The following is an 18,756-nucleotide window of genomic DNA, read 5'->3' on the forward strand; positions in this document are numbered from 1 at the left end:
GTTTCGTCTGCGCGATGTGCCGGGCCGGTCGGCTGTCCGTGCGGCCCGAGCGGTCAGCCGGCCGCGCCGGTCGGCTCACTCTTCTGAGTCGGTAATCAGCCTCCGCTGGGTCGGCTGGCCGACTGCGCCCCGACCGGTCGTGGTCGAGGCTGACCGACGGGGGAAAGTCGGGCGGGGGGCCCGGCACGGAAGGGGTGACCATGGCGGGCGAAGCCGGCTCGGGCGCACTGCGTGAACTGATCCTGGTGGTCGCGGTCGCGCTCGCCGGGTTGTTGCTCGCCATGGTCGCGGCCTTCGCACCCTGGCACGCCACTCCGGCGGGTAACGCTCCCGCCGGCCTGGTGGAGTTGCACAGTCCCGGTGACCCGGGCCCCGGCCCGGCCGCCGCACACGTGGGCTGAGCAGTGACCGGCCTGTCGGCGCCGGCGGAGGGGCAGGCCCGGTCAGGGGCGGTACGAGATGTGGTCGGGTCGGCGGGGCGCCGGCCCGACCACACCGCCTTCGCCGTTCAAGAAGTGGTGGGGGCGTCAGTGAGCAGGTTGGCCAGTGTGGTGCTGTCGACCACCGTGGCGATCGCCCCGTGCACCGCCAGCCAGACGTCGGTGAGCCCCGCGGCCACTCCGTGATAGCCCGCCCGCTCGGCCGGCAGACCGCGCACCGTCGTGAGCGTGCCGCCGACCGCGCGCAACACGTCGCCGACGGTGATCTCGTCGGCTGGGCGGGTCAACGCGTACCCGCCGTCGGCGCCGCGATGGCTGTGCAGCAGGCCGGCCCGGCGCAGGTCTAGCAGGATGCCCTGCAGGAAGCTGAGCGGGATGTCCTGCACCTCGGCCAGGCTTGCCGCCTTGACCAGCTCACCGCCGTTGTCGCCGTCGCCACCACCACTGGCGGCGGCGACGGCGAGCATCGCCCGGAGCGCGTAGTCGCTGCGTGCGGAGACGTACACGGGTCAGCTGCCCACCTGGTCGAGCACGCCCCAGCGCCGCCGGATCGCCTTGTCCGCCGCGCCGAACGCGGCGTCCACGACCAGGCCGACGACCAGGATGACGATCATGGTGGAGAGCAGCCAGGGCGCGTCGGACAGCTCCCGGGAGTAGGTGAGCTGGGCGCCGAGCGACGTCTGTGAGATGCCGACCACGAGCAGCTCACCGGCCATCAGGCTGCGCCAGGAGAAGGCCCACCCCTGCTTCAGCCCGGCGACGATCGCCGGCAGGGCGGCCGGCGCGATGACGTACCGGTAGAGGTTGAGCCCGCGGGCACCCAGGTTGCGGCCGGCGCGCTTCAGCAGTGGCGGTACGTAGTCCACCCCGGAGATCACCCCGTTGGCGATGGACGGTGCCGCGCCGAGTACCACCACGAAGAAGATCGCCTTCTCGCTCAGCTCGAAGAGCAGGATAGCCAGCGGGAACCAGGCGATCGACGGCATGGTCTGCAACGCGGTGATCATCGAGCCGATGGCGGCGCGCAGCACCGTGGACCGGGCCACCGCCAGGCCCAGCAGCAGGCCGACGGCGACCGAGAAGACGTACCCGAGGGCGGCCCGGCGGAGCGTCGTGACGAGGCCCTCCCAGAGCTGCGGGCCCTGGGCCTGCTCGACCAGCTCGCGGCCCACCTCCAGCGGCCCCGGCAGCGAGTACGGCGGCTTCCAACCCGAGAGGACGACGAGCTGCCAGGCGGCGATGGCGATGGCCAGTGCGGCGAGCTTGGGCCAGGTGGCCGCCCAGATCCGGGCGCCCCGGGATACCTCCTTGTCCCGGCCCGCGATCTCCAGCGCGTCGAGGCCGGTGATCTCCGCGTCGCTGCGCGCCGAACTGGTCAGGGTGTCATTGGCCATGACGGCCCACCTCCGTACGGAGCCGCTCGGTGACCTCGGCGGCGATGGCGGCGACCTCGGGGGAGTCGATCCGGCGGGGGCGCGGGATGTCCACCTCGGTGGAGTAGATGATCCGACCGGGTCGGCTGGAGAGCAGGATGATCCGGTCGGCCAGCCGGGCCGCCTCGCGGACGTTGTGCGTCACGAAGAGCACCGAGAGCTTGCGTTCGGACCAGATCCGTTCCAGCTCGTCGTGCAGGATGTCCCGGGTCATCGCGTCCAGCGCGCCGAACGGCTCGTCCATCAGCAGCACCGGTGTGTCCAGCGCCAGCGTGCGGGCCAGCGCGACGCGCTGCCGCATCCCGCCGGAGAGCTCGTGTGGGCGCTTGCGGCCGAAGTCGGCCAGGTGCACCGTCCGCAGCAGCTCGGCCACCCGCTCGCGGCGTTGGGCCCGGGGGAGCCTGCGCAGCTTGAGGGGCACCTCCACGTTGGCGTCGACGGTCAGCCACGGAAAGAGCGCCGGCTCCTGGAACATCAGGCCCGGGTTGACGTCACCGGCCAGGGTGATCTGCCCACCGCTGACCCGGTCCAGCCCGGCCACCAGGTTGAGCAGCGTGCTCTTGCCGCAGCCGGACGCACCGACCAGACAGACGAACTCGCCGGGCGCGACGTCCAACGAGACGCCGTCCAGGGCCAGGACGGCGTTCGGCCCGCGTCCGTACACCTTGGTCACGCCGGAGAGCGCGACCGCGGTGGTCGCGCTCTGCGGCGTCGTCGTGGTCGACGTCATGGCTGGACGACCTCGGGCTTGCCCTGCGCCTTGAGCGCGTTGTTGAGGTACTTCAGGTCGTACAGGCCCTTGAGGTCCACCGGCTCGGTCAGTCCCACGTCGACGGCGTGGTCGAGCCCGGCCTTGAGGGAGGACGAGATCGGGTCGTTGGTGAACTCCAACGTCGGCCACGCCTGCTTGATCAGCTTCAGGTCCAGCGGCTTGCCGGTGATCTTGCCGATCGCGTCGGAGATCGCCTGCTGCGCCTCGTCGGGCTTGCTGTTGACGAACTCGTTGGCGGCCACCTGGCCGTCGACCAGCTTCTGCACCACGTCCGGGTGTGCCTTGAGGAACTTCGTGCTGACCAACAGGTTGGTGATGACGAACTTCTTGTCCGGCCACAGGTCGCGCTCGTCGACCAGCACCTTGCCGCCGGCGTTGACCAGGCGGGAGACGAACGGCTCGGGCACCCAGGCGCCGTCGATCGCGCCGCTGTTGAACGTCTCGACGGTCTGGGCGTTCTCCTGCGGCACGATCTTGACGTCACCACCACCCTCCTTGGTGGTGGTGAGGCCCTGCTGCTTGAGCCAGTAACGGATCGCCACGTCCTGGGTGTTGCCCAGCTGTGGGGTGGAGATCTTCTTGCCCTTCAGGTCCGGCACGCCGGTGATGCCGGGCTTGACCACCAGGGCCACTCCGCCGGAGGCCGCGCCGGAGATGACCCGGACGGCCTCACCCTTGGACTTGGAGAAGGCGTTCACGGTCGGGTTCGGACCGATGTAGGTGGCGTCCAGCGCACCGGAGAAGACCGCCTCGATGGCGGCCGGGCCGGCGTTGAAGGTCTTCGGGTCCAGCTTGACGTCGGTGCCGAGCTTCTCCGCGAAGATGCCCTTTTCCACGCCGACGACGGCCGGCGCGTGGGTGATGTTGGGAAAGTAGCCGAGGCGCAGCGTCACCGGGCCGGAGCTGTCGCCCGCGCCCTCGCTGTCGTCGCCGCACGCGGCGGTGCTGCCCAGGGTCGCCGCGCCGACCACGGCGAGGGTGGCCAGGGTGACCAACCGGCGCAGGGGGAGCCGTCTCATCGTCCATCCAATCCGCAGTATTCCTACTTACTTGGTAGGAAGACTGGGCCAGGCTGCGGGCAGCGTCAAGAGCCATCCACATGGCGGGATGACGAGTCTCATTCATGTCGGTATTTCCTACCAGCTTGCTAGGGTAATCGGCATTCGGTCACCGGCAGAGAGGCGACTTCGCGATGACCTTCCACTGGTTCCTGCCCACCTCCGGCGACGGCGACCAGGTCGGTGCGGCCACCGTCACCGCGGGGGCCGCGAGGCATGACCGGGCCGCGACGGTGGCCTATCTGGCCGAGGTCGGTCGGGCCGCCGAGGCGAACGGGTTCACCGCCGTCCTCACGCCGGTGGGCGCCGGCTGCCCCGACCCGTGGATCATCTGCGCGGCCGTCGCCCAGCACACCGAGCGGCTCGGGATGCTTGTCGCGGTCCGGGCCGGTTTCGCCCTGCCCACCCTGATCGCCCAGCAGGCCGAGGCGTTCCAGGCCATCTCCGGTGGCCGGTTGTCGCTCAACATCGTCACCGGAGGCGACCCGGCCGAGCAGCGGGCGTACGGCGACTTCCTCGGCCACGACGACCGCTACGCGCGCACCTGTGAGTTCGTCGAGGTGCTTCGCCGCGCCTGGGCCGGCGGGCCGTTCGACTACGCCGGCAGGCACTACCGGGTCGACGGCGGGGGCCTGGCCACCCCGCTCGCCACGCCGCCGCCTGTCTACTTCGGCGGCGCGTCCCCGACTGCCGAGGCGGTGGCCGCCCGTCAGGCCGACGTGTACCTGATGTGGGGTGAACCACCGACGTCTATCGCGGCCCGGGTCGCCCGGGTCCGGGCGCTCGCCGCCGAGCAGGGCCGTACCCTGCGCACCGGCCTGCGGCTGCACGTCATCGCCCGGCCGACAAGCGCCGAGGCGTGGGCCGAGGCCGACCGGCTGCTGGCCGGGATGAGCCCGGAGCGGATCGCCGCCGCGCAGGCCCGGTTCCGCCGGATGGACTCGGTGGGCCAGGCCCGGATGGCCGCGCTGAACGCCGGCCGCACCGACGGGCTCACCGTCGCACCGAACCTCTGGGCCGGCGTCGGCCTGGTCCGCGAGGGCGCCGGCACCGCGCTGGTCGGCAGCTACGCCGAGGTCGCGGCCCGAATCGACGAGTACGCCGCGCTCGGCGTCGACGAGTTCATCCTCTCCGGCTGGCCCCACCGTGAGGAGGCCGAGCGGGTCGGCGCCGAGGTGCTGCCCCTGGTGACGGCCCCGGTCGCGGCGGCTCCGGGAAGGTCGCGGGTGGCGGCGGTGTCGACGCGCTAGGGTCGACTCCGTGGCGGCGCGGAGATCCAGAATTCCAGCGACGAAGTATCCGGTCGAGCGGTTCACCCTCGACAACGGCCTGCGGGTGGTGCTCACCCCCGATCGCAGTGCCCCGGTGATCGGGGTGGCGGTGGTCTACGACGTCGGCATCCGCTCGGAGCCGGAGGGGCGCACCGGCTTCGCCCACCTCTTCGAGCACCTGATGTTCCAGGGCTCGGAAAACCTGGAGAAGCTGGCCCACTTCCGGCACGTGCAGGGGGCGGGTGGCACCTTCAACGGCTCCACCCACCTGGACTACACCGACTACTTCGAAACGCTGCCGAGCAACGCGCTGGAACGCGCGCTGTTCCTGGAGGCGGATCGGATGCGTGGCCCCCGGCTGACCGAGGAGAACCTGCGCAACCAGGTCGACGTGGTCAAGGAGGAGATCCGGGTCAACGTCCTCAACCGGCCGTACGGCGGCTTCCCCTGGCTGACCCTGCCGCCGGTCATGTTCGACACCTTCCCGAACGCCCACGACGGCTACGGCTCCTTCGACGACCTGGAGTCGGCGACCGTCGCCGACGCCGCGGACTTCTTCCGCCGCTACTACGCCAGCGGCAACGCCGTGTTGGCCGTCAGCGGCGACATCGACGTGGCCGAGGCGACCGAACTGGTCACCCGGCACTTCGGCGACGTGCCGGCCCGACCGGCACCGCAACGGCCCGACTTCACCGAGCCCGACCTGAGCGCCGAGCGGCGCACCTCGTACACCGATGCCCTGGCGCCGCTGCCCGCGGTGGCCGGCGCCTGGCGTGTGCCCGACCCGGTCACCGACTTCGCCGGCTACCTGCCGTACGTGGTGCTGGCCGAGGTGCTCACCGACGGCGACGCGTCGCGACTGGTCGAGCGGCTGGTGCAGCGGGACCGCACGGTGACCAGCCTCGGCGGCTACCTCGGTTTCATGGGCGACCCGTTCGACGTCCGCGATCCCACCGCGCTGCTGTTGCAGGCGCATCTGCCGCCCGGGGGCGACGTGGACAAGGTGCTGCGCACCATCGACGAGGAACTGGACCGGCTGGCGGCCGACGGGCTGACCGACGGTGAGCTGGCCCGCACCCAGGCCCGGATGGCGACCCACCTGCTGCGGGACACCGACGCGGTGCTCGGTCGGGCACTCCGGATGGCCGTGCTGGAGCAGCAACGCGGCGAACCGGGCCTGCTCAACGAGCTGCCCCGGCTGGTCGGCGAGGTCACCGAGGAGCAGGTCCGGGCCGCCGCGGCCACCCTGCGCCCGGAGCGTCGCGCCGCCATCGAGGTCATTGCCGGAGGGGCCCGATGACTACTACCACCACCACCGCTCCGGCCGGGCCGCGTACGCTGCCGCCGCTTGGTCCGACCCGCAAGCTCAAGGTGCCCAAGCAGGCCGAACGCACGCTGCGCAACGGCCTCACGGTGATCGCCGTACGCCGGCCCGCCGTGCCCCTTGTCGAACTGCGGCTCTGGGTGCCGTTCGGCCGGGTTCACCTGGCCCGCGGCGCGATGCTCTCGCAGACCATGCTCTCCGGCACCGAGTCGATGACCAGTGTGCAGATCGCCGCCGAGTTGCAGAAGGTGGGCGGCGGGCTCTCCGCGGGCGTCGACCCGGACCGGCTGATGCTCTCCGGCGCCGGCCTGGTCACCGGTCTCGACCGGATGCTGGAGCTGCTGGCCGAGGTGTTGACCGGCGCCAGCTACCCCAGTGACGAGGTGGCCACCGAGCGGGACCGGCTGGTCGACCGGATCCAGGTGGCGCAGAGTCAGCCGGCGCACCTGGCCCGGGAGGCGCTGCTGAAGCGGATCTACGGCCGGCACCCGTACGCGACGCAGACGCCGGAGCCCGGCCAGATCCGTGCCGTCCGGCCGGCGGCGTTGCGCACCCTGCACGCGGAGCGGGTCCATCCGGCCGGCGCGCAGTTGGTGCTGGTCGGTGACGTGCAGCCGGAGAAGGCACTGGACGCGGCCGAGCGGGCGCTCGCTGGCTGGTCGGGTGCCGGGCGTACGGCCGAACTGCCCGCGGCCCCGCCGCTGGAGCCGGGGCCGCTGCTGCTGGTCGACCGGCCGGGCTCGGTGCAGTCCTCGCTGCGGATCGCGCTGCCGGCGGTGCCGCGCACCGACCCTGACCATGCCCCGCTGCAACTGGCCAACCTGATCTTCGGCGGCTACTTCTCCTCCCGGTGGGTGGAGAACATCCGCGAGGACAAGGGCTACACGTACGGTCCGCACTCGGTGATCGAGCATTCCGTCGCCGGGTCGGTGCTGGTCGCCGCCGCCGACGTGGCCACCGAGGTCACCGGTCCGGCACTACTGGAGACGACGTACGAGTTGGGTCGGTTGGCGTCGCTGCCACCGAAGTCCGAGGAGTTGGAGCAGGCCCGGCAGTACGCCCTGGGCACCCTCCAGCTCGGCATGTCCACCCAGGCCGGGTTGGCGGCGTTGACAAGCGCGTATGCGGGCAACGGCCTGCGCCTGGACTTCCTCGCCGAGTACGCGGCGAGGTTGGCGAAGGCGAGCATCGACGACGTGGCGCGCGCTGGGGCCCGGTACCTGGCACCGGCTCGGGCGGCGATCGTGGTGCTCGGCGACGCGGAGCGGGTCACCCCGGGGCTGGCCGCGCTGACCACGGTTGACATCGAGCGAAAGGCGTGAGCGAGCGGAGCGAGCGAGCCTTGGGGCTCAGCAGCGGGCCGTCTCAGGCCGGCGCGGAGCGTAGCGGAGCGCTGGCGTGAGCGAGCGGAGCGAGCGAGCCTTGAGGCTCAGCAGCGGGCCGTCTCAGGCCGGCGCGGAGCGTAGCGGAGCGCTGGCGTGAGCGGGGAGGCGGCGCCGCCGTTGGCGCGTTCCACCCTGGATCGGGCGGCGCACCGGCGGGGTGACTCGCAGTGGTTGACCGAGGCGTGGTTGCGGGCCCGGGTGCTGTTGCTCGATTCGACAGACGAGGGTCGGACGCTGGCCCGCACCGAGACGTCGCCTCCGACGTTGGTGCTGTTCGGGGCGGGCGACGTGCCCGCCGGGTCCGAGTCGACGGCGATGTTCCTGGGTGTCGAGCCGGACGGGGTGCCGGTCTTCGCGGTCGACGCGCCGCTGCCGGCGATCCCGGGCACCCGGGCGGTTCACCTTCGGGAGGTGGGTCACCTGCTCGCCGACCGGGAGGCCGGCATCTTCACCACCGCGGTGGCGCTTGTCAACTGGCACACCCGACACGGTTACTCGACGAGCACCGGGGCACCGACCGTGATGGACGAGGCCGGTTGGTCCCGGGTGGACCGCAGTGGCGGGCGGATCTGGCCGCGTACCGACCCGGCGATGATCGTGCTCGTTCACGACGGTGTGGACGGAGCGGACGGCCGCTGCCTGCTCGGCAACAACGCCAGCTGGCGGGGCACCCCGGGCGGCCGTCGCTACTCCTGCCTGGCGGGCTACGTGGAGCCGGGCGAGTCGGCTGAGGCGGCCGTGCTGCGCGAGGTCCGCGAGGAGGTGGGCGTCGGGGTCGAGCGCATCGGGTACGTGGGCAGCCAGGCGTGGCCGTTCCCCGGCTCGCTGATGCTGGGCTTCCTGGCCACCGCGAACCCGACCGAGCCGGTGCGGGTCGACCCGTCCGAGATCGCGTACGCCAGGTGGTTCTCCCGCCGGGAGGTCGGGGCGGCGTTGGCCGGGCAGACGGTGGATGTGGGCGATGGGGCCCGGCTGCTCCTGCCGCCTCCGTCGTCGATCGCGCTGTTCCTCATTCACCGCTGGCTGGACGGCTGGGTGGACGGCGACCGTTGAGCACGGTCCCGACCCGTGGCCGCCGTTGCCGCGGCGGTCACGGGCCGGGAACACGGGCCGTCGTGGTCGGTGGGTGCGAGTAACGCGGCGGGGGAGCCGGTCCGACCACGACGGACGACCTGTGGAATCAGGTGCCGATGCGGCCCGGTCTGTGTCGGAAGGCGGGCCTCGGCTCGACCAGCGGGAGGACCTTGACCCGCTGCTTGCCGGCGCGGACCGCGCCGACCGTGGCCAGTGCGCGGGCCAGCAGCAGTGCGGCATCTCGGTCCTCGGCGTGCACGATCTGCCGCCGGGGCTCGGGCGCTGTCGTCTCGTCGCGAAGTCGGTGGCCGTCCGCCCATGCGGCGGCGATGTCCCCGTCGGCGACGGCGCGGATGTCGGTGCGAACGATCAGGAACCGCATGAGGGTCTCCGGATGAACCGCGACGGATGAGCCAGTGTGGAAGTTCCACGTACTCGAAGGCCATGTTACGCCCGGTGTTCGTCTCAGCAACTGAAACGCGCCTATCGGTTTCGAGCCTCGTCCGATCGGCGGATGGCTGCTCAGCGGGGGTGTGACGCGACGGGGCCGCCGGCTGTACGCCGACGGCCCCTCACCCGGTCACCGAATCAGTTCAGATCGAACTGGCCCTTCTTCGCTCCGGTGATGAAACCGAGCCATCCCGTGCGGTTGAACAGCAGCACCGGGCCGCCTCGGTCCTTGCTGTCGCGCAGGGCGACCGCCGACGGGCCGGTGGCGAGCGGGGCGACCTCCACGCAGTTGGAGGTCTGGCTGCGTGTGCTGGTACGCCACGGGGCGTCCGCCAGCGAGTGGGCGGAGACGGACGGCGTGTTGCGGATGTCGTTCATGGTTCTGCTCCTGATGTGCAGCGATCCGATGGGACGAGTGGTGCCGCACGTTCCGACGGAGGGTCCCCCGTGGATCACCGGTCCGTCAGTCGCCCCGAGTCCCGGCGGCGTTGGGTCGGCGCCGTTGCCGGCCCGAACGCCACTGTGGATGGGGGCGCCGCCTCGGTCAGCCGTCCCGTCGCCTCGATCAGCCAGGAGAGGGTGTCCGAGGCGTTAAGTGCCGCCGTGCATAGCCACTCGAACACCACTTTATAGCGATTTAGCGTGATTGCCTCGGTCGACATGACGTCGGTGAAGCCACCTTCGATGGTTAATGTCTCCGGATCGAGGGGATCGGCGAACCGATAGACCGAGAAAGCGGTCGGCGGAAGGTACCAATCGCCGATCTGGGTGTCCCGGGGCAGCACGTGCAGGGCCACGTTGGGCAGCAGGGCCAGCTCGCAGAGTTGGAGCAGCTGCTCGTGCAGCACCTCCGGCGGCCCGGCCCGGCGGCCGAGAGCGGCCTCCTCCAACACGGCTGTGTATTGCGGAGCGTGCGGCTCCCGGGTCAGCAGCGACTGGCGGGCCAGCCGCGCCTGCACCTCGATCTCCGGCTCGTCGCCGGGCTCCGGCTCGCCCGCGCTCGCGTTCACCTGCCGGGCCGACACGATCCGGAGCTGCGCGTACCCGGGGGTCTGCAACAGGCCCGGCACCAGCACCGGGTTGTACTCGGAGATCTCCGCGCAGCCCGCCTCCAACTCGGCCCAGCCGCGCTGTTGCTGCGTCATCACCGGGAAGTTCTTCAACCAGCCGCGCATGTCGCCGGCCTCGTTGGTGATGCCCAACAGCTCGTCGTGCAGCGCCTGGTCGGCGCCGTAGAGGTCGAGCAGGTCGGCGACGTCCTGCGGGTCGGGTCGGCTGCGGCCGTTCTCCAAGCGGGACAGTTTGGATGCGGACGCCCAACCGATACGCTCGATGACCTGATCGCCCGTGAGGCCCGCGGTCTCACGCAGGCGGCGCAGCTCGATGCCCAACCGGCGACGACGCAGGATCGGGCTGGGTGCGGCAGGAGGCACAGTGTCCTCTTTCCCGTCGACCGCCGCAGACGCGACGGTAACTGTATGAAATTCGCCCCCCACGGTCAGTATGGACGGCGCGACCGGTGTCGGAGGTTCCGGCGAGGGCGTGTCTTGCGAAAATCGCACCACGGGAATGCCGGATGACGACGGACCCGCGGTCGCGGCCCGTCGACCTCGCCCACCTGGGCACGCCATCCCGCCGGAGGGACCCCATGCGCACGATCCTGCGCCGACCCGACTTCCGCCTGCTCTTCGGCGGCCTGCTGGCCAGCATGACCGCCGAGTCGATCCTGCTGCTCGCACTCGCCATCTGGGTCAAGGATCTGACCGGCTCGAACGGGTTGGCCGGTGCCACGATCTTCGCGGTCATCGCGCCGATGACGCTGGCGCCGCTGGTCGGCTGGGTCGTCGACCGTTACCCGCGCCGGCCGTTCTTCGTGGCGGCGAACGTGCTGACCGCGGCCCTGCTCGCCCCGCTGTTCACCGTCCGCGACGCGGGCGACGTCTGGGTCGTCTATCTGGTGGCCGCCCTGTACGGACTCTCGTCCATCTCGCTCGGCGCGGCGCTCAGCGGGCTCATCCGCGAGTTGGTGCCGGTCGAGCTGCTGGCCGAGGCGAACGGCGTGCTCCAGACCGTACGTCAAGGGATACGACTGGTCGGCCCGTTGGCGGGCGCGGCGCTCTACGCGGCGCTCGGCGGGTGGGCGCTGGCCGGAATCGGCATGGTCGGATTTCTGACCGCGGCGGCGGTGGTGACCGCGCTGCCCACCCCGCGACAGGTGCCGGCCGCCGTACGGCTGCGGTGGCCGGCCGAACTGGGCGCCGGCCTGCGGCACCTGGCCGGCGAGCCGGCACTGCGGCGAGCCCTGCTCGGCTACGGGTTCGGGTCACTGGTGATGGGATTCAGCGAGTCGCTCATCTTCGCCTACGTCGACCAGGGGCTGAACCGGGACGCCGCGTTCGTGGGGGTGCTGGTCACCGTGCAGGGCGTGGGTGGGTTGCTCGGTGGGCTCTGCTCACCGACGCTGGTCCGCCGGCTCGGCGAGGTCGGCACGATGGCCGCCGGGGTGGCCTTCTTCTCTCCGGCCGCGCTCGCGCTCGCGTACCCCGATCTGCGGCTCGGGTTCGCGGCGGTGCTGCTGGCCGGCGTCTCGCTTCCGCTGACGATGGTGGGGTTGCACACGCTCATCCAGCGCCGTACCCCGCCCCCGCTGGTCGGCCGGGTAGCCGCCGCCACCCAGGCGGTGGTCAGCGGGCCGCAGGCGTTCTCCATCGGGGCGGGTGCCCTGCTGGTCGGCTTCCTGGACTACCGGCTGCTGTTCGCGCTGGTCGGGATGGCCACCCTGGCCGCCGGGGCCTACCTGTGGCGGGGCCGGCACCTGAGCGCGCCGGCCGGGGCCCGACCGCCGACGCCACCCACCCGCCCGACGCTCCCGCCGCCCCGCCGGCCGGTCGAGGACACCGACCTTCCCGAGCTGCCGGCACCCACCGACCGTCGCCACCGTGACCCGTACCCGAACACGACGAGCGGCCGCCCCGGGTGGGGCGGCCGCTCGTCGAGAACGAACCGGCAGATCAGGCGTTGAGCGACTCCAAGTGCTGCTTGACCTGGGTGATCGAGGGATTCGTCAGGGCACTGCCGTCGGCGAAGCGCAGCGTCGGCACCGTCTGGTTACCGCCGTTGACGCTCATCACGAACTCCGCGGCCTCCGGGTCCTGCTCGATGTCGACCACCTCGTACCCGATGCCCTCCCGGTCGAGCTGCGACTTCAGCCGGTGGCAGTAGCCGCACCAGGGGGTGGAATACATCGTCAGCATGGTCGGATCCTCCAACTGCTCCGGCCGCGGCTTGCGGATCAAGCCGAGGCTGTTCGCTGCAACGCTAGAGGGAGCTGAGATGATTCCTGGTTGTGGTGGTTCACTCAGCGTCGGAACAGGTGCTCGCCGGGCTGGACCCGGAGCAGCGCTCCGCCGTGACCGCACCCGCCGGGCCGGTCTGCATCCTGGCCGGCGCCGGCACCGGCAAGACCCGGGCGATCACCTCCCGAATCGCCCACCGGGCACTCTCCGGGGAGATCTCCCCCCGGCACGTGCTCGCGGTCACCTTCACTGCCCGCGCCGCCGCCGAGATGCGACACCGTCTCACTCTGCTCGGGGCGCACGGTGTGCAGGCGCGGACCTTCCACGCGGCCGCGCTGCGGCAGGTGCGGTACTTCGCGCCCCGGCTGCTGTCCGGCCGCGCCATGCCCGAGCTGCTGGACAGCAAGGTGCGACTGGTCACCCTCGCCGCCGCCCGGGTCGGCCTGCGTACCGACCGGGCCGCCGCCCGTGACCTGGCCGGGGAGATCGAGTGGGCGAAGTCGTCGCTTGTCGAGCCGACGGACTACGTGGTGGCCGCGGCCCGGGCACTGCGCGACACACCGCACGAGCCGGCGAAGGTCGCCGACGTGTTCACCGCGTACGAGCAGCTCAAGCGCTCGAACGGTGTGATCGACTTCGAGGACATGCTGCGGGCCGCGGTGTGGGGCATCGAGGAGCACCCGGACGTCGGCGAGCAGATCCGCACCCAGTACCGCCACTTCGTGGTGGACGAGTACCAGGACGTCAACCCCCTCCAGCAGCGGTTGCTCGAAGCCTGGTTGGCCGGCCGCAACGACCTGACAGTGGTCGGCGACGCCAGCCAGACGATCTACTCCTTCACCGGGGCGACCTCCGCGTACCTGGTCGACTTCCCCCGCCGGCACCGCAACGCCACAGTGGTCCGGCTGGTCCGCGACTACCGCTCCACCCCGCAGGTGGTCGGGCTGGCCAACGCGGTGATCTCCCAGGCCCGGGGCACCGAAGCGCGGTTGCGGCTGGAGTTGAGCGGGCAGCGCCCGCCCGGCCCCGAGCCGGACCTGCGGATCTTCACCGACGAGCCGGCCGAGGCGAACGCGGTGGCCGCGCGCTGCCGGTCGCTGATCGACGCGGGCACGCCGGCGAAGGAGATCGCCGTGCTGTTCCGCGTCAACGCGCAGTCCGAGGCGTACGAGAAGGCGCTCACCGAGGCCGCGGTGCCGTACGTCGTGCAGGGCGCGGAGCGGTTCTTCGAACGGGTCGAGGTGCGCCAGGCGATGGTCGCCCTGCGGTCGGCCACCCGCTCGATCCCCGGGGAGACACCGTTGCCGGCCGCCGTCGTCGAGGCGCTCACCGCCGTCGGCTGGGCCCCGGACGCGCCCCCGGCCGGTGGCGCGGCCCGCGAGCGCTGGGAGGCGCTGTCCGCGCTGGTCCAGCTCTCCGAGGAGTACGCGGCCACCCCCGAGGTCGTGCCGATCGGCGAGGCCGCCTCGGTGGAGCGCCCGGTCACCCTCACCGACTTCACCGAGGAGTTGGCGCGCCGGGCCGCCCAGCAGCACGTGCCGACGGTGGACGGCGTGACGTTGGCGTCCCTGCACTCGGCCAAGGGGTTGGAGTGGGACGCGGTCTTCCTGGTCGGCCTCGCCGAGGGCACCCTGCCCACCACGTACGCCAAGACCGTCGAGCAGGTCGAGGAGGAGCGCCGACTGCTCTACGTCGGGATCACCCGCGCCCGGGAGTGGCTCTGGCTGTCGTACGCCGCCGCGCGCTCGCCGGGCGGACGAGCCCGGCGGCCGTCGCGGTTCCTTCCCCAGCTGGACCGCTCCGGCGGCACCGAACGGGCGACCGGCGGCACCGGTCCGGCCAGCCGCCCCGAGCGGCGGCGAACCCAGATCGTCTCCTGCCGGATCTGCGGCGCCACCCTGCTCGCCGGCCCCGACCGCAAGCTCGGCCGCTGCCCGACCTGCCCGTCCGATATCGACGATGAGCTGCACGAACGGCTGCGCGAGTGGCGGCAGCGGGTGGCCGGTGCGCAGAAGGTCCCGGCGTACGTGGTCTTCACCGACGCGACGCTCGTCGCGTTGGCCGAGCGGCGACCCGGCCGGTCGGAGGAGCTGATCGCCATCGCCGGTATCGGCCCCCGCAAGCTGGGCCTCTATGGCGAGTCGGTGCTGGCCCTCGTCGCCGGTGCCGGGGTGGACGATGTCTGCCCGGAGAAAACTTTCGAAATCTCGTCGTAAATTCGTTTGCCCTCGCCCCGGCGCGAGGAATAGCCTCAGAACACACCACGCGAGCGGCGCCATTCCGGCTGCTCACGGGGCCGGTCCAGTCGATTCGAGGAACGTGAGGGAGGTGGCACCCGTGGAGATCTTCACCTATGAGCGTCTGACGGCGATGCCGTCTGTCCACGCTCCGCTGTCGGCTGTCCGGGTGGCCCTTATGGCTGCACGACCGTCGGTTCCACAGGTGCACCAGGTTCAGGCCGAGCTGATCCTGACCGTCGCGCCCGCTGGAGTCGAGGGGACCAGTGGCTTCACGGGCAATGGCATCCAGGTCGCCAAGAAGCGCATGGATGTCCGCGGCGTTCCACCTCGAGGTAAACCGGTCTGACCATCAGACTCCGGCTCACCTCGAGGCCGCGGAACCCGCTTACCGGGATCCGCGGCCTCAGTTTTTTGCCCGCCGTAAGTACGTCGGAATGCGATCCACGAGATCGAAGTGAGAGAGAGGTGACCGGGAGATGAGTCTGGCGTTGGCCCCCCTCGACATGAGCGTCGAGATGGAGGCGAACCTGCCCTGCCGGAAGTTCGACCCCGACCTGTGGTTCTCCGATTCGCCCACCGAGCTCGAGCTGGCCAAGTCGCTCTGCGGGGACTGCCCGCTGCGTGTCGAGTGCCTGGCCGGAGCCGTTGAGCGAGCGGAGCCCTGGGGCGTCTGGGGCGGCGAGATCTTCGAGCGTGGCGCGGTTGTCCCGCGTAAGCGGCCCCGTGGCCGTCCGCGTAAGGAGGACGTCGCACGTGACGCCGAGCTTCGGGTCGAGGCCGAGGCGCGCCTGGCAGCCAGTGGGCTGTCCGAGGTGCGTGGCGCGGTCCGGCTGGCAGCCTGACATGTTCCCGACCCGTACCAACTACGCCGGTGTCACACCGGCAGTGAGTGAGAAAACGATGTTGAACGTTCCGAGTGGAGCCTTCGAGATGCAACTACTCCACGAAGCGTTGACCCGGGCTCGAATGCGCCGGCCTCAGGCCGGTCGTACCACCACGAGCACTGAGGCAGCCCGATCCGCCCGTACCGTCGCCATGACCGGCCGCAACCAGGCGGCTCGCGACCTGGGCATTCTCTAGTACCACCCCACCTGGAAGGGCGGGTGCCGACCGGCACCCGCCCTTCCGCATGTCGTCTCTTGACGCCCTCAGGCGACCGGGGCGAAGCCGGGCAGCCAGCGCTCCAGAATGCTCCGGTAGGGGGCCTTCGCCTCCAACTGGCAGAGCACCCCGATCGATCCGAGCGTCACCCGGTGGATCAGCAGGTACGACGGTGGCAGGTTGAGTTGCCTGCTCAGCTGGTACGTGGGGGAGCGAGGGCTGGCCAGTCGGCCCGCCTCGCCCCGTAGCCAGGCCCGGGTGAACCGGAAGCCGTCCGCCGCGATGGGTTCCAGCATCGGGCGGATGAAGTCGAGCACCCCCTCGGCGTCGATCTCCTCGGCCGAGCCGATGAACCCCTCCGACCGCAGCCCCGCCACGACCTCGTCGGCGTCGCCGCGCAGGGCCATCGCCGCGATCCGGCCGATCGGCTCCGGAGTGCCCTCCGGCATCCGGGCCACCGCACCGAAGTCGATCACCCCGAGCCGACCGTCGGGCAGCAGCCGGAAGTTTCCCGGGTGCGGGTCGGCGTGCAGCAGCCCAGCCCGCTGCGGCGCGGAAAGGTGCAGGGTGGCCATCAACCGGCCCGCCTCGTCCCGATCCTCCTCGGTGCCCTCGCGGATGATGTCGGCCAGCGGGGTGCCCGTCACCCACTCGGTGACCAGCACCCGAGGCGAGGCGTTGACCACCTCCGGGATGAAGATCTCCGGGTCGTCGGCGTACGCGGCCGCGAAGGTGCGCTGCGACTCGGCCTCCAGCTCGTAGTCCAACTCCTCGGTGATCCGTTCGCGCAGCTCGGCCAGGAGCGGCTTGACGTCCAGGCCGGGCTGGATGGCTCGGAACATCCCGCCCAGTCGGGAGAGCTGCTTGAGGTCGGCGAGCAGGGCGTCGCCGGCCCCCGGATACTGGATCTTGACCGCTACGTCGCGGCCGTTCGGAGCGCCCGACTCGTCGAACCCCGGCTCGCGCCAGCGCGCCCGGTGCACCTGGCCGATGCTCGCGGCGGCGGCCGGGACGTCGTTGAACTCGACGAACAGGTCCCGCCAGTCGGGGCCGAGTTGCTCTGCCAGCACCTTGTGCACGCTGGCGACCGGCAGCGGTGGCGCCGCCTCCTGCAACTTCGTCAGCGCCTGCCGGTAGGGCGCGGCGATCTCCTCCGGCAACGCGGCCTCGAAGACCGACAGCGCCTGGCCGAACTTCATCGCCCCACCCTTGAGCTGGCCCAGCACGCTGAACAGCTGCTCGGCGGTGCGCTGCTGGATCTCCGCGGAGATCACGTCGGAGGCGAGCCCGGTGACGCGCTTTCCCATGCCGAGAACGGTCCGGCCGGCGAAGCCGAGCGGCAGGGCGGCGAGCTTGGCGGTGCGGGACACGGCGCGGCGCGGGATGTCGGTCACTCGGTCATTGTTACCGACCGGAGGGCCCCGCTGCTGCTCTGCGGCCGGGCTGGTGCGGACACTCGGCCCTGCGAGCACCCGCAGGCCGGGTGTGGCGGCCAACCCCGACGACGGAAACGGCCGGTGCCGGTGATCTCCATGGCACCACCCAGCGTCTCCGGCTGGCCCCCGTCCAGCTGCGTCAGCGCCTCGGTCAGCGCGTACCCGCAGGCGACGAGCAGCGTGCCGGTCGTTCCGGCGGCCAGCGGGTCGGCGGCGGCGAGTTGTGCGGCGAGCCGCGGCCAGTCCGGGTCGCGGTCGGCCCGGTGCAGCTCGACGCAGTGCAGGCAGGGCCCGGCGGGCGGGCGGACCAGCGGCCCGATCACCGGGACGCCCTCGCGCAGCGTGACCAGCAGGTGCGGCTGCCGGCGCTGGGCGAGACCGGCGGCGAGCAGCGCGGGAGGCCGGTCCGTACCGAGCTGGATCACCAGGTCGACCCGCCCGGCGCGGCTCGGCTGCGTGTTGGTGCCCGGTGCGACGCGGTTGACCGCGGCCCGCACCGTCGGTGCCAGCGGGCGACCCAGTTCGGTGGCGGCGATGCCCGTGCCGACCAGGTCGACGGCGCGCACCAGGCCGCTGAGCTGGGGAATCACCTGCCCCACCCCGGACTGGGCCAATGCCACCGTCAGCGGCCCGCCGAGCGCCCCGCCGCCGGTGAGTAGGACGCGGGCCGCCCGCCGCCGACGCAGGACCTGCGCGGGCGTGCCCGGCAGTCGAGCGGCGGCCAGGGCCAGCGCGACGGCCTCCGCCGCGAGCCGGGCACGGACCGGGCCGGTCAGGTCGCGGGGGAGCAGGCTGTGCGCGGGCACCAACAGGCCGGCGCCCCGCAGGGTGTCGAGCAGGGTACGCGCGTCGTCGGCGCTGACCTGGGCGGCCGCCGCCTGGGCCAGCACGGCGCGCTCGCTGCGGGTGCCGTCGAGTAGGTCGAGCAGGTGGGCGGCGCGGGGGTTGGCCAATTCCAGCAGGACGGCCGGTGCGGGGCCAACGCCGAGCTGGAGGGTGTGCCGGTCCCGCCAGAGCCGGTTGAGGCCGGGCAGCAGGGTGGGGCGGGGCAGTACGGTGCGGCTCATGGTCACGAATCGTGACCGCATCTTCGCGCTCGGTCGATCGTTGTCCACAGGCCGCCAGGCCGCTGTCCAGCGCTATCCACAGGTTTTGACGAGTTTTCCACAGCCCGCCATCACGCTTGTCGCCCACCCGACACGGCTACCGATGCCGGTGGCAGCGCACTCCCGATCGGCGACGGGGGTGGGATGGCCACCGGCCACCCCACCCCCGTTCACCCATTCGGGTCAGACCTTGGCCTTGCCCAGGATGCGGTTCACTGTTGTTCCGCATACCGGACACTTGCCCTTGGCCATGTTCATTCCGGTCTTCGAGACCTCGACGTGTCCCTCGAAGTCCCGCTTCTCCTTGCACTTCACGCAGTAACCGTTGTAGGTCGTCTGGGCCTGGTCGGCCACGGTGCCCTCCTCGTCT

General features: G+C 71.6%; 20 protein-coding genes. 9 read left to right on the top strand and 11 right to left on the bottom strand.

The window, feature by feature from the left end; genetic code table 11:
- The first annotated feature begins 200 nt into the window (after positions 1-200).
- Positions 201-401 carry a hypothetical protein gene (locus ACLQ3B_RS20040; RefSeq protein WP_425782243.1) on the top strand — a complete coding sequence of 67 codons (201 nt, stop codon included), beginning with the start codon at positions 201-203 and terminating at the stop codon, positions 399-401.
- Between the two features lie 107 nt (positions 402-508).
- Here the strand turns inward: ACLQ3B_RS20040 and ACLQ3B_RS20045 are convergent, their stop codons facing one another.
- From ACLQ3B_RS20045 to ACLQ3B_RS20060, 4 genes are read right to left on the bottom strand one after another with little or no spacing between them, the layout of a single operon-like run.
- Entirely contained in the window at positions 509-946 is a 438-nt protein-coding gene (locus tag ACLQ3B_RS20045; RefSeq protein ID WP_425782244.1) for an RrF2 family transcriptional regulator, read from the bottom strand.
- Between the two features lie 3 nt (positions 947-949).
- A complete protein-coding gene (locus tag ACLQ3B_RS20050) occupies positions 950-1,834 on the bottom strand; it encodes an ABC transporter permease (protein ID WP_425782245.1) in 885 nt (294 codons plus the stop codon).
- A complete protein-coding gene (locus tag ACLQ3B_RS20055) occupies positions 1,824-2,603 on the bottom strand; it encodes an ABC transporter ATP-binding protein (RefSeq protein ID WP_425782246.1) in 780 nt (259 codons plus the stop codon). Before ACLQ3B_RS20055 ends, ACLQ3B_RS20050 begins: the two co-directional genes overlap by 11 nt.
- Positions 2,600-3,664: an ABC transporter substrate-binding protein gene (locus ACLQ3B_RS20060; protein ID WP_425782247.1), complete on the bottom strand. Its 1,065-nt coding sequence runs from the start codon at positions 3,662-3,664 to the stop codon at positions 2,600-2,602. Before ACLQ3B_RS20060 ends, ACLQ3B_RS20055 begins: the two co-directional genes overlap by 4 nt.
- A gap of 173 nt (positions 3,665-3,837) precedes the next feature.
- Here ACLQ3B_RS20060 and ACLQ3B_RS20065 point away from each other — a divergent pair, with 173 nt between their 5' ends.
- The 4 genes from ACLQ3B_RS20065 (at position 3,838) to nudC (ending at position 8,736) form a co-directional block, all read left to right on the top strand.
- Positions 3,838-4,953, top strand: coding sequence for an LLM class flavin-dependent oxidoreductase (locus ACLQ3B_RS20065; RefSeq protein WP_425782248.1), 1,116 nt, complete (start codon positions 3,838-3,840; stop codon positions 4,951-4,953).
- A 10-nt stretch (positions 4,954-4,963) separates the two neighbouring features.
- The gene (locus tag ACLQ3B_RS20070; RefSeq protein ID WP_425782249.1) at positions 4,964-6,274 is read left to right on the top strand and encodes a M16 family metallopeptidase; all 1,311 of its coding nucleotides are present in this window, start codon (positions 4,964-4,966) and stop codon (positions 6,272-6,274) included.
- Positions 6,271-7,620 (top strand): M16 family metallopeptidase, encoded by a 1,350-nt coding sequence (locus ACLQ3B_RS20075; RefSeq protein ID WP_425782250.1) that lies wholly within the window; start codon positions 6,271-6,273, stop codon positions 7,618-7,620. The genes ACLQ3B_RS20070 and ACLQ3B_RS20075 overlap by 4 nt, the downstream gene beginning before the upstream one ends.
- Before the next feature lie 156 nt (positions 7,621-7,776).
- Entirely contained in the window at positions 7,777-8,736 is a 960-nt protein-coding gene (nudC, locus tag ACLQ3B_RS20080; protein ID WP_425782251.1) for an NAD(+) diphosphatase, read from the top strand.
- Positions 8,737-8,863: 127 nt separating this feature from the next.
- Here nudC and ACLQ3B_RS20085 read toward each other — a convergent pair whose 3' ends face one another.
- The 3 genes from ACLQ3B_RS20085 to ACLQ3B_RS20095 all read right to left on the bottom strand — a co-directional run bounded on the left by ACLQ3B_RS20085 (position 8,864) and on the right by ACLQ3B_RS20095 (position 10,640).
- A complete protein-coding gene (locus ACLQ3B_RS20085) occupies positions 8,864-9,139 on the bottom strand; it encodes a hypothetical protein (RefSeq protein WP_425782252.1) in 276 nt (91 codons plus the stop codon).
- Between the two features lie 206 nt (positions 9,140-9,345).
- Positions 9,346-9,585, bottom strand: coding sequence for a DUF397 domain-containing protein (locus ACLQ3B_RS20090; protein ID WP_124822952.1), 240 nt, complete (start codon positions 9,583-9,585; stop codon positions 9,346-9,348).
- A gap of 74 nt (positions 9,586-9,659) precedes the next feature.
- Positions 9,660-10,640 carry a helix-turn-helix domain-containing protein gene (locus ACLQ3B_RS20095; protein ID WP_425782253.1) on the bottom strand — a complete coding sequence of 327 codons (981 nt, stop codon included), beginning with the start codon at positions 10,638-10,640 and terminating at the stop codon, positions 9,660-9,662.
- A gap of 215 nt (positions 10,641-10,855) precedes the next feature.
- Between ACLQ3B_RS20095 and ACLQ3B_RS20100 the strand changes: the two genes are divergently transcribed.
- Complete coding sequence (locus tag ACLQ3B_RS20100; RefSeq protein ID WP_425782254.1) at positions 10,856-12,229, top strand: MFS transporter; 1,374 nt, start codon at positions 10,856-10,858, stop codon at positions 12,227-12,229.
- On the opposite strand, the gene ACLQ3B_RS20105 is transcribed toward ACLQ3B_RS20100, so the two are convergent.
- Entirely contained in the window at positions 12,219-12,461 is a 243-nt protein-coding gene (locus tag ACLQ3B_RS20105) for a mycoredoxin (protein WP_425782255.1), read from the bottom strand. The two genes, ACLQ3B_RS20100 and ACLQ3B_RS20105, sit on opposite strands and share 11 nt — an antisense overlap.
- 92 nt (positions 12,462-12,553) lie before the next feature.
- On the opposite strand from ACLQ3B_RS20105, the gene ACLQ3B_RS20110 reads away from it, so the two are divergent.
- The 3 genes from ACLQ3B_RS20110 to ACLQ3B_RS20120 all read left to right on the top strand — a co-directional run bounded on the left by ACLQ3B_RS20110 (position 12,554) and on the right by ACLQ3B_RS20120 (position 15,585).
- Positions 12,554-14,719 (top strand): ATP-dependent DNA helicase UvrD2, encoded by a 2,166-nt coding sequence (locus ACLQ3B_RS20110; protein WP_425782256.1) that lies wholly within the window; start codon positions 12,554-12,556, stop codon positions 14,717-14,719.
- 121 nt (positions 14,720-14,840) lie between these two features.
- A complete protein-coding gene (locus ACLQ3B_RS20115) occupies positions 14,841-15,089 on the top strand; it encodes a hypothetical protein (protein WP_425782257.1) in 249 nt (82 codons plus the stop codon).
- 130 nt (positions 15,090-15,219) lie between these two features.
- Positions 15,220-15,585: a WhiB family transcriptional regulator gene (locus ACLQ3B_RS20120; protein ID WP_030490434.1), complete on the top strand. Its 366-nt coding sequence runs from the start codon at positions 15,220-15,222 to the stop codon at positions 15,583-15,585.
- 306 nt (positions 15,586-15,891) lie between these two features.
- On the opposite strand, the gene ACLQ3B_RS20125 is transcribed toward ACLQ3B_RS20120, so the two are convergent.
- The 3 genes from ACLQ3B_RS20125 to ACLQ3B_RS20135 all read right to left on the bottom strand — a co-directional run bounded on the left by ACLQ3B_RS20125 (position 15,892) and on the right by ACLQ3B_RS20135 (position 18,740).
- Positions 15,892-17,238, bottom strand: coding sequence for an ABC1 kinase family protein (locus ACLQ3B_RS20125; RefSeq protein WP_425782258.1), 1,347 nt, complete (start codon positions 17,236-17,238; stop codon positions 15,892-15,894).
- Entirely contained in the window at positions 17,235-18,347 is a 1,113-nt protein-coding gene (locus tag ACLQ3B_RS20130) for a TOMM precursor leader peptide-binding protein (RefSeq protein ID WP_425782259.1), read from the bottom strand. Before ACLQ3B_RS20130 ends, ACLQ3B_RS20125 begins: the two co-directional genes overlap by 4 nt.
- Positions 18,348-18,569: 222 nt before the next feature.
- A complete protein-coding gene (locus ACLQ3B_RS20135; protein WP_167457767.1) occupies positions 18,570-18,740 on the bottom strand; it encodes a DUF5679 domain-containing protein in 171 nt (56 codons plus the stop codon).
- Positions 18,741-18,756 lie beyond the last annotated feature (16 nt).

It is taken from the genome of Micromonospora sp. DT53, from assembly GCF_049841535.1.
GTDB lineage: Bacteria > Actinomycetota > Actinomycetes > Mycobacteriales > Micromonosporaceae > Micromonospora.